This window comes from Pseudomonas sp. UW4, assembly GCF_000316175.1.
Lineage (GTDB): Bacteria > Pseudomonadota > Gammaproteobacteria > Pseudomonadales > Pseudomonadaceae > Aquipseudomonas > Aquipseudomonas laurylsulfatiphila.
In genome coordinates, this window is sequence record NC_019670.1 from 1,068,598 (window position 1) to 1,080,000 (window position 11,403).

General features: G+C 60.8%; 9 protein-coding genes. 4 read left to right on the top strand and 5 right to left on the bottom strand.

Annotation, left to right across the window (positions count from 1 at the left end; translation table 11 throughout):
- Positions 1 to 6 precede the first annotated feature (6 nt).
- From PPUTUW4_RS04630 to PPUTUW4_RS04640, 3 genes are all read left to right on the top strand, one after another.
- Positions 7 to 1,785, top strand: a complete 1,779-nt coding sequence (locus PPUTUW4_RS04630; RefSeq protein WP_015093607.1) for an acyl-CoA dehydrogenase C-terminal domain-containing protein — start codon at positions 7 to 9, stop codon at positions 1,783 to 1,785.
- Positions 1,786 to 1,808: 23 nt separating this feature from the next.
- Entirely contained in the window at positions 1,809 to 3,452 is a 1,644-nt protein-coding gene (locus PPUTUW4_RS04635; RefSeq protein ID WP_015093608.1) for a fatty acid--CoA ligase, read from the top strand.
- A gap of 276 nt (positions 3,453 to 3,728) precedes the next feature.
- Complete coding sequence (locus PPUTUW4_RS04640; RefSeq protein WP_015093609.1) at positions 3,729 to 4,070, top strand: potassium channel family protein; 342 nt, start codon at positions 3,729 to 3,731, stop codon at positions 4,068 to 4,070.
- A gap of 118 nt (positions 4,071 to 4,188) precedes the next feature.
- On the opposite strand, the gene PPUTUW4_RS04645 is transcribed toward PPUTUW4_RS04640, so the two are convergent.
- A complete protein-coding gene (locus tag PPUTUW4_RS04645) occupies positions 4,189 to 4,410 on the bottom strand; it encodes a formate dehydrogenase subunit delta (protein WP_015093610.1) in 222 nt (73 codons plus the stop codon).
- Positions 4,411 to 4,664: 254 nt separating this feature from the next.
- Here PPUTUW4_RS04645 and PPUTUW4_RS04650 point away from each other — a divergent pair, with 254 nt between their 5' ends.
- Complete coding sequence (locus tag PPUTUW4_RS04650) at positions 4,665 to 5,159, top strand: hypothetical protein (RefSeq protein WP_144443064.1); 495 nt, start codon at positions 4,665 to 4,667, stop codon at positions 5,157 to 5,159.
- 246 nt (positions 5,160 to 5,405) lie between these two features.
- Here the strand turns inward: PPUTUW4_RS04650 and PPUTUW4_RS04655 are convergent, their stop codons facing one another.
- From PPUTUW4_RS04655 to PPUTUW4_RS04670, 4 genes are read right to left on the bottom strand one after another with little or no spacing between them, the layout of a single operon-like run.
- Positions 5,406 to 5,627 carry a formate dehydrogenase subunit delta gene (locus PPUTUW4_RS04655; protein ID WP_015093611.1) on the bottom strand — a complete coding sequence of 74 codons (222 nt, stop codon included), beginning with the start codon at positions 5,625 to 5,627 and terminating at the stop codon, positions 5,406 to 5,408.
- Positions 5,624 to 8,506, bottom strand: a complete 2,883-nt coding sequence (gene fdhF / locus PPUTUW4_RS04660) for a formate dehydrogenase subunit alpha (protein WP_015093612.1) — start codon at positions 8,504 to 8,506, stop codon at positions 5,624 to 5,626. Before fdhF ends, PPUTUW4_RS04655 begins: the two co-directional genes overlap by 4 nt.
- Entirely contained in the window at positions 8,503 to 10,062 is a 1,560-nt protein-coding gene (locus PPUTUW4_RS04665) for a formate dehydrogenase beta subunit (RefSeq protein ID WP_015093613.1), read from the bottom strand. The genes fdhF and PPUTUW4_RS04665 overlap by 4 nt, the downstream gene beginning before the upstream one ends.
- Positions 10,062 to 10,538: a formate dehydrogenase subunit gamma gene (locus PPUTUW4_RS04670; RefSeq protein ID WP_015093614.1), complete on the bottom strand. Its 477-nt coding sequence runs from the start codon at positions 10,536 to 10,538 to the stop codon at positions 10,062 to 10,064. The genes PPUTUW4_RS04665 and PPUTUW4_RS04670 overlap by 1 nt, the downstream gene beginning before the upstream one ends.
- Positions 10,539 to 11,403: the final 865 nt, after the last annotated feature.

Here is an 11,403-nt window from a genome sequence, read left to right on the forward strand (position 1 = left end):
GCCAAGATGTCTGAATACAAAGCTCCCCTGCGCGACATGCGCTTCGTACTCAACGAGGTTTTCCAGGTGTCCCGGCTCTGGGCCAGTTTGCCCGGCCTGGCCGACGTGATCGATGAAGAAACCGCCGCTGCCATCCTCGAAGAGGCCGGCAAGATCACTGGCGAAGTCATCGCACCCTTGAACCGCGCCACCGACGAACAGGGTTGTACCTGGAGCAATGGTTCGGTCACCGCGCCAGAGGGTTTTGCCGAGGCCTATCAAGCCTTCGCCGAGGGCGGTTGGGTCGGTGTCGGCGGTGATCCGCAGTACGGCGGCATGGGCATGCCCAAGGCGATTTCGGCGCAGGTCGAAGAGATGGTCAACTCGGCCAGCCTGTCGTTCGGCCTGTACCCGATGCTGACCGCCGGTGCCTGTCTGTCGATCAAGGCCCACGCCAGCGAAGAGCTCAAGCAACGCTATCTGCCAAACATGTACGCCGGCACCTGGACCGGTTCGATGTGCCTGACCGAAGCTCACGCCGGCACCGACCTGGGCCTGATTCGCACCAAGGCCGAACCCCAGGCCGATGGCAGCTACAAGGTTAGCGGCAGCAAGATTTTCATCACCGGCGGCGACCACGACCTGACCGAGAACATCATCCATCTGGTACTGGCGCGCCTGCCGGATGCACCGGCGGGGCCGAAGGGCATCTCGCTGTTCCTGGTGCCCAAGGTGCTGGTCAATGCCGACGGTTCGCTGGGCGAAAACAACGCGCTGTCCTGCGGCTCCATTGAACACAAGATGGGCATCAAGGCCTCCGCCACTTGCGTGATGAACTTCGATGGCGCCACCGGCTGGATCGTCGACGCGCCGAACAAAGGCCTGGCGGCGATGTTCACCATGATGAACTACGAGCGTCTGGGTGTGGGCATCCAGGGCCTGGCCCAGGGCGAGCGTTCCTATCAGAACGCCGTCGCGTACGCCCGCGACCGTCTGCAAAGCCGTGCGCCGACCGGTGCGCAGAACAAGGACAAGGCCGCCGACCCGATCATCGTGCACCCGGACGTGCGCCGCATGCTGTTGACCATGAAAGCCTTGAACGAAGGCGGCCGTGCGTTCTCCAGCTACGTCGCGTTGCAACTGGACACGGCCAGGTACAGCGAAGACGAAGTCACTCGCAATCGCGCGCAAGAACTGGTGGCACTGCTGACCCCGGTGGCCAAGGCGTTCCTCACCGACATGGGCCTGGAAACCACCTTGCACGGTCAGATGGTCTTCGGCGGCCACGGCTACATCCGCGAGTGGGGCCAGGAGCAACTGGTGCGCGACGTGCGCATCACCCAGATCTACGAAGGTACCAACGGCATCCAGTCCCTGGACCTGGCCGGGCGCAAGATCGTCGGCAGCGGCGGGGCGCTCTACCGCTTGTTCGCCTCGGAGATCCGCTACTTTACCGCTAACGCCGCTGCGGACCTCGACGAGTTCACCAAGCCGCTGAATGCCGCTGTGGATACCCTCGACGAGCTGACCGCATGGCTGCTGGACCGGGCCCAGGGCAACCCGAATGAAATCGGCGCGGCCTCGGTCGAGTACCTGCACGTGTTTGGCTACACCGCATACGCCTACATGTGGGCGCGGATGGCCAAGGCCGTCATCAGCGGGGATGCCGAAGACGACTTCTACACCAGCAAACTGGCCACCGCGCGTTTCTATTTCGCCCGGTTGCTGCCGCGTATCCACTCGTTGAGTGCATCGGTCAAGGCCGGTAGTGACTGCCTCTACGAGCTGAAAGCCGATCAGTTCTGATCGAAGGACAAGGAACTCCAACCATGCTGAAAACAAAAATAATCCCGCCCGCCGACGGCGCTTGTGCCTATCCCTTGCTGATCAAGCAATTGCTGCTGTCCGGCGTGCGTTACGAGCCGGGCCGGGAAATCGTCTACGCCGACAAACTGCGTTATAGCTACCAGACGCTGAACCAGCGCATCCGCCGCCTGGCCAATGCGCTGACGGCGGCCGGGGTCAAGGCCGGCGACACCGTGGCCTTGCTCGACTGGGACAGCCACCGCTACCTGGAATGCTTCTTCGCCGTGCCGATGATCGGCGCGGTGCTGCACACGGTGAACATTCGCCTGTCGCCGGAGCAGGTGCTGTTCACCATGAACCACGCCGAGGATGACCTGGTGCTGGTGCATGACGACTTCCTGCCCCTGGTCGAACAGATTCACGGGCGGCTGGAAACGGTAAAAGGCTACCTGCAGCTCACCGATGACGAGGCGAGCACGACATCGCTGCCGGTGCTCGGTGAGTACGAGCACCTGTTGTCCCTGGCCCCGGACCAGTACGACTTCCCGGATTTCGACGAGAACTCGGTCGCCACGCTGTTCTATACCACCGGCACTACCGGCGACCCGAAAGGAGTGTACTTCAGCCATCGGCAACTGGTGCTGCACACCCTGAATGCCGTCGGCACCCTGGGCGTCTATCAGGGACAGCCGCTGCTGCGTTCCGACGATGTGTACATGCCGATCACGCCGATGTTCCACGTACATGCGTGGGGCGTGCCGTATGTCGCGACCCTGATGGGCATCAAGCAGGTCTATCCCGGCCGCTACGAGCCCAACAGCCTGGTCCGGCTGTACCGCGAAGAGAAGGTGACCTTCTCTCACTGTGTGCCGACCATCTTGCAGATGATCCTCAACTGTGAAGAAGGCAAGGCGACCCGTTTCGACGGCTGGAAAATGCTCCTGGGCGGCAGTGCGCTGACGCTCGGCATCGCCAGCGAAGCCAATGCCAAGGGCATGGTGGTGCACGCCGGTTACGGCATGTCGGAAACCTGCCCGTTGCTGTGCCTGACCTACCTGCGCGACGAGGACCTTCAGCTATCCGCCGAAGCCCAGCTGCCGATCCGCATCAAGACCGGCACACCGGTGCCGCTGGTCGACCTGAAGATCATCGACGCCGAGGGCAATGACGTGGCCCATGACGGCGAGTCCCTGGGCGAGATCGTGGTGCGCGCGCCGTGGCTGACCCAGGGCTATCTGAAAGCCCCGGACAAAGGCGCGGAGCTGTGGCACAACGGCTGGCTGCACACCGGCGATATGGCCTCGATCGACAAACAGGGCGGCGTGGAAATCAAGGACCGCATCAAGGACGTGATCAAGACCGGCGGCGAGTGGATCAGCTCCCTGGAACTGGAAAGCCTGATCAGCGAACACCCGGGCGTCATGTCCGTCGCGGTGGTGGGCATCGTCGATGAGCAGTGGGGCGAGCGGCCCATGGCCATGGTGGTGTGCGAGCCGGGGCAATACCTGGACCGCAAGATCCTCGAGACGCACCTGCAAGCCTTCGTCGACGGCGGCCGCATCAACAAATGGGCGATCCCCAAGCAGTTCAAGTTCGTCGCCGAAATCCCCAAGACCAGTGTTGGCAAGATTAACAAGAAGCTGATTCGGGAAACGGAAGCGAACTGAGAGCCTGGAACCCTGTAGGAGCGAGCCTGCTCGCGATGGACTAGAGCGCGCCGCGTTTAAACAGGAAGCACGCGTTATCGTTGACGACCATCGCGAGCAGGCTCGCTCCTACAGGAATCCAACAGCGGGCGGTTTCTGGATAGCCCGGTTGGCGTCATCTTTGTCATAGTCCTGGCCAGAGATAACGCCCCGTTGGTCGCAGTTTTCAGCGCTTGTGCCAAGCTGAACGGGGTATTGAACCGCTGTGCATCAGTCAATTCCCAGGAAGCCCACGACATGAACCTCACCCGTGCATCAAACGTCCGCCACGAGTTCTACAAGGCCGTCTGGTTCTACTTCAAAGTGGTGTGGCCGATCTTTTCGATACTGCTGCTAGTGATCATTGCGTTCGGCCTCATCATCGCCCACCTGGAAGGGTGGAGCCCGTTTGACGGCGTCTACTTTGCCTTCGTGACCGGGCTGACCATCGGCTACGGAGAACTGGTGCCCAAACTGGGTGTTTCACGGGTACTGGCGATTCTGCTGGGTTTCAATGGGGTACTGATGACGGCGACATTCGCGGCGATCAGTGTCCGGGCGATTGAAGTGACAGTGACAGCGTCACGCAAGGACGTGTAGGAGCGAGCTTGCTCGCGATGGACTAGAGAGCGCCGCGTTTAACCAGGAAGCACGCGTTATCGTTGACGACCATCGCGAGCAAGCTCGCTCCTACAGGGGGGCAGCCAGCAGGTTGAACCTAAGCCCCCCAACCCGCCCCACTCACCGCCGCCTGCACCAGCGGGTGCAGGTCCGCCCCTTTATGCTCCGTCTGCCAGGCCAGCAATTCCTTGCGCATGCTCGGCGCCCAGTACATCTGCAGATGATTGCGCACGCTGAGCACCGCCTGTTGCTGGTCCGGCTGGCTGGCGAAGTACTGGGCGAACTGGTTGGCCATCTTGATCAGGTTGCCGGTGCTCATCGGCGAAGCTCCGCTTTGGCGCCGTGGGCCCGGTCCTTGAGCAGACGATGCTGTTCATCGCTGAATGCCTGGAAGCGTTTTTGCCACTCCGAAGGTGGTAGGCGCCGATTCTATAAAAGTGAGCGAAATTTGAAAGAGTAAATATTTTATTGCGCTATAGGCTTCAAGCCCAGCTGTTTGTAATGGGGCAATAATTTGTTCTGCGGGCTGCTGGGTGTAAATGGCTTGCGTATTTAAAGTTACTCTGGAGATAAGTGGCGATGAACGTATCTGGCAGTCATGGCTCAAGGTTCGTGTCTTTTGATACTGACCAAAAAACTGTGCATAAAAGCGATGTTGATAACTTGGCGCGTAGTATAAACTCTGTTCTGCAAAGCTCCTCGAAAATAATCGTGGATCTCAAGAGTCAAAAACTTCCTGCTGATCAGCAAAGAACTAACACGAGTAGTTCGGATGCTTTACGTGAGACGTTGGCTCAAAAGCAAGCAGAAGTCGTGTTCTTGGGAGATGAAATGGCGCGGAGCTCTTATAAGCATGCAGACTTTAAATGGGATAAGTTAGAGTCATTGGCCAAAAAAATAGACTCGACTATTGATAGTCTAGAACGCGCTGAAATTTCCTGTGTGAAAAAAAATCCATTCCTCGTTGAGTTGTGTAAAGTAAGAAATCAACAAAAGATCGAGGGGTTTAAGCTAGATCAAAATGAATATAATCAGAATAAGATTGGGTGGGTTCATGATGAGCGATAAATGGAAGCAGTAAAGTAATAAGAGCGATATCGAAAGCCTGGTGGTCGTTTCCGTGATCACCAGGCTCTTCGTAATGGACAGGCCCGTTACAATCTATTTATCGGGCATGATCATTTATGTCTTTTGCCTTCGGCGACAGTACCTCACTCCTGAACCGATTCAGATTGAATATCCTGGGATCAAAGTACATGCAATCCCAGAGGGAGCGAGGGGGCTCGCTCCCTCTGGTTACACAGTTCCCCTGGTCTAAGCCCCCCAACCCGCCCCACTCACTGCCGCCTGCACCAGCGGGTGCAGGTCCGCCCCTTTATGCTCCGTCTGCCAGGCCAGCAATTCCTTGCGCATGCTCGGCGCCCAGTACATCTGCAGATGATTGCGCACGCTGAGCACCGCCTGTTGCTGGTCCGGCTGGCTGGCGAAGTACTGGGCGATCTGGTTGGCCATCTTGATCAGGTTTTCAGTACTCATCGGCGCACCTCGGCTTTATCACCACGGGCGTGGCGGCGATCCTTGAGCAAACGGTCCTGTTCCTCGCTGAATTCCTGGAAGCGCTTTTGCCACTCCGAAGGGTGATAAACGCGGCTGACTTCGACGGCCGTGACCTTGTACTCCGGACAGTTGGTGGCCCAGTCGGAGTTGTCGGTGGTGATCACGTTGGCCCCCGATTCCGGGAAGTGGAAAGTGGTGTACACCACGCCCGGGGCGACCCGTTCGGTGATCCGCGCTCGCAGCACGGTCTGCCCGGCACGGCTGCCGATGCCGACCCAGTCACCTTCGTTGATGCCACGGCTCTCGGCGTCGCTCGGGTGGATTTCCAGGCGGTCTTCGTCGTGCCAGGCGACGTTGTCAGTACGCCGGGTCTGGGCGCCGACGTTGTACTGGCTGAGGATGCGCCCGGTGGTCAGCAGCAGTGGATAGCGAGTGTTGACCTTCTCCTCGGTGGGCACGTAGCCGGTGAGCATGAACCGCCCCTTGCCGCGCACGAACTCCTCGATGTGCATGGTCGGCGTACCGTCCGGCGCCGCGGCGTTGCACGGCCATTGCAGGCTGCCGTGGCGATCCAGTTCGGTGTAGCTGACGTTGGTGAAGGTCGGCGTCAGGCTGGCGATTTCATCCATGATTTCCGACGGGTGTTTGTAGTGCATCGGGTAACCCAGGGCATTGGCCAGGGCCACCGTGCCTTCCCAGTCGGCCTTGCCGCCCAGAGGGTCCATGACCTTGCGCACCCGGGAGATGCGCCGTTCGGCGTTGGTGAAGGTGCCGTCCTTTTCCAGGAACGAACTGCCCGGCAGGAACACATGGGCGAACTTGGCGGTTTCGTTGAGGAAAATATCCTGCACCACCACGCATTCCATCGCTGACAAAGCGGCGGTGACGTGCTGGGTATTCGGATCGCTTTGGGCGATGTCCTCACCCTGGCAATACAGGCCCTTGAAGCTGCCGCCCAGCGCTGCTTCGAACATGTTGGGAATGCGCAACCCCGGATCAGGTTGCAGAGTGACGTTCCACGCCTGTTCGAACTGCGCCCGCACCACCTCGTTGGAGATGTGCCGGTAACCGGGCAACTCATGGGGGAAAGACCCCATGTCGCAGGAGCCCTGAACGTTGTTCTGCCCCCGCAACGGGTTCACGCCCACGCCTTCGCGGCCGATGTTGCCCGTGGCCATCGCGAGGTTGGCGATGCCCATGACCGCCGTGCTGCCCTGGCTGTGCTCGGTGACACCCAGACCGTAGTAGATCGCTGCGTTGCCGCCGGTGGCATACAGGCGGGCGGCGGCGCGGATGTCGGCAGCGGGCACGCCGCAGATCGCGCCAAGCACTTCCGGCGAGTTCTCCGCGCGGCTGACGAACTCACTCCAGCTGGCGAAATCGCTGCCCTCGCAACGGGCGTCGATAAAGGCCTGGTTGAGCAGGCCTTCGGTGACGATGACATGGGCCAACGCATTGAGCATGGCGACGTTGGTGCCGGGACGCAGGGCCAGGTGCAGTTCGGCGCGGGCGTGCACCGAGTCCACCAGATCAATGCGCCGTGGGTCGATGACGATCAGCCGCGCGCCTTCACGCAGGCGGCGTTTGAGTTGGGAAGCGAACACCGGGTGGGCGTCGCTGGGGTTGGCGCCCATCACCAGGATCACGTCGGCCTGCATCACCGAGTCGAAACTCTGGGTGCCGGCGGACTCGCCCAAGGTCTGTTTCAAGCCATAACCGGTCGGCGAGTGGCAGACCCGCGCACAGGTGTCGACGTTGTTGTTGCCGAACGCGGCGCGCACCAGTTTTTGCACCAGATAGGTTTCTTCGTTGGTGCAGCGGCTGGAGGTGATGCCACCAATGGAGTCGCGGCCGTATTTCTGCTGCAACCGACGGAACTCGCTGGCGGCGTAGGTCACCGCTTCATCCCAGCTGACTTCCTGCCACGGGTCGTTGATGTGCTTGCGGATCATCGGCTTGGTGATGCGATCCGGGTGGGTGGCGTAGCCCCAGGCAAAGCGCCCCTTGACGCAGGAGTGGCCGTGGTTGGCCTGGCCGTTCTTGTCCGGAACCATGCGCACCAGCTGGTCGCCTTTCATCTCGGCGCGGAACGAGCAGCCCACGCCGCAATAGGCGCAAGTGGTGATCACGCTGCGTTCCGGCTGACCCAGTTCGACCACGCTTTTTTCCATCAGGGTTGCGGTCGGGCAGGCTTGTACACAGGCGCCGCAGGACACGCACTCCGAGTCGAGGAAGTTATCCCCACCGGCGGCTGCCACCCGGGATTCAAAACCGCGCCCGGTAATGGTCAGGGCAAAGGTGCCCTGGGTTTCTTCGCAGGCGCGCACGCAGCGGTTGCAGACGATGCACTTGCTCGGGTCGTAGTCGAAATACGGGTTGGACGTGTCCTTCACATCGGCCAGATGGTTGTCGCCTTCATAGCCGTAACGCACCTCCCGCAAACCGACCTGACCAGCCACGGTTTGCAGCTCGCAATTGCCGTTGGCCGAGCAGGTCAGGCAGTCCAGCGGGTGATCGGAGATGTACAACTCCATGACGTTGCGCCGCAGGGTCGCGAGCTTCGGCGTCTGGGTGTGCACGGTCATGCCTTCAGTGACCGGCGTGGTGCAGGACGCCGGATAACCGCGCATGCCGTCGATCTCCACCAGGCACATGCGGCAGGAGCCGAAGGCTTCCAGGCTGTCGGTGGCACAGAGTTTCGGAATGGTGGTGCCCAGCAGCGCAGCGGCGCGCATCACCGAGGTGCCTTCGGGCACGCTGATGCTGCGGCCGTCGATGTTCAGGGTGATTTGCACCTGACTTTCGCGGGCAGGGGTGCCCAGATCGATATCGGTGTTCGGGTCGAAGAGAGTGATCATTGCTCGGCCTCCGAGGGCTGCAAGCCGAAGTCGGCGGGGAAGTGCTTGAGGGCGCTGGCGACCGGAAAAGAGACCATACCGCCTAACGCGCACAGCGAACCGTATTGCAGGGTGTCGCACAGGTCCTTGAGGATGATCACCTGCTCATCCCGACCGTTCTGGTCAGGCGCTGCCAGCAGGCGGTCGATCACCTCGACGCCCCGAGTCGAGCCGATGCGGCACGGCGTGCATTTGCCACAGGATTCCTCGGCGCAGAACTCCATCGCGAAACGTGCCATGTGGGCCATGTCCAGGGTGTCGTCCGCCACCACCACACCACCGTGACCGAGCATCGCGCCGATGGCGGCGAAGGCTTCGTAATCCAGCGGCGTGTCGAATTGCGACGGCGGCACCCAGGCGCCGAGGGGGCCACCCACCTGTGCAGCCTTCAGTGGCCGGCCACTGGCAGTCCCGCCACCGTAGTCCTCCACCAACTCCCGAAGCGACAGGCCAAAAGCCCGCTCCACCAGACCGCCCTGACGAATATTGCCCGCCAACTGGAAGGGCATGGTGCCCAGGGAACGGCCCATGCCGTAATCGCGATAGAACTGCGCCCCCTTGGCCAGAATCAGCGGAACCGAGGCCAAAGTCAGCACGTTGTGCACCAGGGTCGGCTGTCCAAACAGCCCTTTCAAGGCAGGAATCGGCGGCTTGGCGCGAACGATCCCGCGCTTGCCTTCCAGAGAGTCCAGTAGCGCAGTTTCCTCACCGCAGATGTAGGCACCGGCACCTACACGCACTTCCATATCAAAGGCCTGACCGCTGCCGCCGACATTGGCGCCCAGGTAACCGTTCTCCCGGGCAATCTGCAGCGCATTGCGCAGGGTGGCCACGGCATCCGGATATTCCGAGCGCACATAGATGTAGCCATAGGTGGCGCCGACGCACAGGCCGGCAATCGCCATGCCTTCGATCAGCAGGAAAGGGTCGCCTTCCATCAGCATGCGGTCGGCAAAGGTGCCGGAGTCGCCTTCGTCGGCGTTGCACACGATGTACTTTTGCGCCGCTTCGGTCGCACGCACCGTGCGCCATTTGATCCCGGCGGGGAAGGCCGCGCCGCCACGGCCACGCAGGCCAGAATCGAACACCGCCGTCGCAGTTTGCTCGCCGCCAAGGGCGACGGCCCTGTTCAAACCTTCGAAACCGCCGTGGGCTCGATAATCGTCCAGCGAAAGCGGCCGAGTGATGCCAGCACGGGCGAACAACAGTCGCTGCTGAGTCTTCAGATAGGGCAACTCTTCCACCAGGCCCAAGGCCAGTGGATGAGAAGACGGGTCGCCTTTGAGCGCTTCGAGCACAGACGGCACATCAGCATCTGTCAGCGGACCGAAGCCGAAACGGCCTTGCGGCGTGTCCACTTCCAGCAGTGGCTCCAGCCAGTAAAGGCCCCGCGAGCTGGTGCGTTTAATCTCCAGCGGCACAACGCGTCCCCGGGCATGGGTGATAAGGGCTACCACAACATCTTCTGCACCCACGGCACGGGCAACCGAATCACCAGACACATAGAAAGCTGGCATCACACGTCCTCCCGGCAAGCATCGAGCAAGGCATCCAGACGCTCGGCACTGAGCCGCGCATGCACCCGGCCATCCAGCTCCAGAGCCGGCGAACAGGCACAGGCCCCAAGGCAATACACCGGACGCAAACTGATGCTGCCATCGGCACTGCTGCCGTGGTCATCCAGTTGCAGACGCTCACGCAACTGCGCAGCCAACTGCTCGGCGCCACGGCTCTTGCACGACTCGGCCCGGCACAGCCGCAGGATATGCCGCGCGGGCGGTGCAGTACGGAAATCATGGTAAAAACTGATCACCCCACGAACCTCGGCCTGGCTCAGGTTCAGGGCATGGGCAATCTCGGGGACGGCGACATCGGGGACGTAACCGATACGCTCCTGAATATCATGAAGAATGGGCAACAGTGCACCCGCAGAGCCCTTGTGGCGCTCCAGCAAACTGTTGACCACAGGCAGGTGCAACATCTCATCAGGCATTCAGCAATCCTCACGGTCACGGACAAACCAGATGGCTGTCGGTCGTCCGAAAGTGTCGGCTGCGGCACTCACACCACGTCACGGTATCGTGGCAATTTGGCCGTTGGCCAGGGCACCCTGAGCGGGCATCTTGTTGTGCCCGGCACGGTCTTCGCCGCACCTCAACTGGGCATAAAAGGCAGCTTGCCACGCCGCTATTGATCGACCTGCACCAAAGCGACGTGCTCGGTTCTGCCTACGACTATTCATTAAGTCTAGATGAGTGCCGCAAGGGGCGTTCACGCACTGGCCTAATGCCCAAAGGGCCTGTCGATGGCTGATGTATAGCAAGCATTACAGGTGAGAAGAAGCATCAGAACCCAGGGCGATTCTACGGAGCAGATGCGCTGAAGTACGCCGCTAACCCTGTGGGAGCGAGCTTGCTCGCGAAAGCGCCAGCCCAACCACCATCAATGCTGAAGGTGCACCGAAATCACAACCCACAGGGGCCAAACAACGCCTGTCAGCTCACCGCACCTCCTGTAGGAGCGAGCCCGCTCGCGAAAAACCCAAGGCATCCACATGTCCCACTGATTACCCCGCCCACCGCAACCAAGCCCGCCCTCACAGCATCACGCCTGACGCTTGAAACCAAAAGCTATTCCGGCGCGTCGCCCACTACGCTCGGACTTTTTCAACAGAATCGGTCGACAGCTGCCGCTGGCGAGGGACAGCTATGGGGCGAGGCTGTGTAAAAACATTTTAAGGCAGATACGGCAATGATAATCGGCGCGAAAAACACGCACCTACGCAAAATCCAGGTCTGCTAACTAACCGGACGTTTGCAGATTCAACGAGAAGCGAGGACTTCAAAACGGCGTCTGCG